The sequence below is a fragment of the Pseudoalteromonas sp. P1-26 genome (assembly GCF_001401795.1).
Classification (GTDB): Bacteria; Pseudomonadota; Gammaproteobacteria; order Enterobacterales; family Alteromonadaceae; genus Pseudoalteromonas.
In genome coordinates, this window is sequence record NZ_LKDX01000170.1 from 1 (window position 1) to 294 (window position 294).

Below are 294 nucleotides of genomic sequence, written 5' to 3' on the forward strand. Positions count from 1 at the left end.
AAAACGCCCGGAATAGACGGCGTCATCTGGAATACGGATACGCGCCGCATGAAAGCAGTCAATCAATTGAGCAGAAAGGCTTATCAAGCTAAACCGCTCAAGCGTATCTACATCCCTAAGAAAAACGGCAAGCTCAGACCTTTGGGTATCCCGTGCATGGCCGATAGAGCGCTACAAGCGCTTCATCTTCTTGCACTAGAGCCTATGTCAGAAACACTTGCTGACCCAAATAGCTACGGCTTTCGGCGCAATAGAAGCACTGCTGATGCTATTGCTCAGTGTTTTCTCTGTTTG

General features: G+C 48.6%; 1 protein-coding gene. It reads left to right on the forward strand.

The genetic code is table 11. The features are described 5' to 3' along the window. A partial coding sequence (locus AN394_RS21415) for a reverse transcriptase domain-containing protein (protein WP_268795677.1) occupies window positions 1–294 on the forward strand: 294 nt, incomplete at both ends.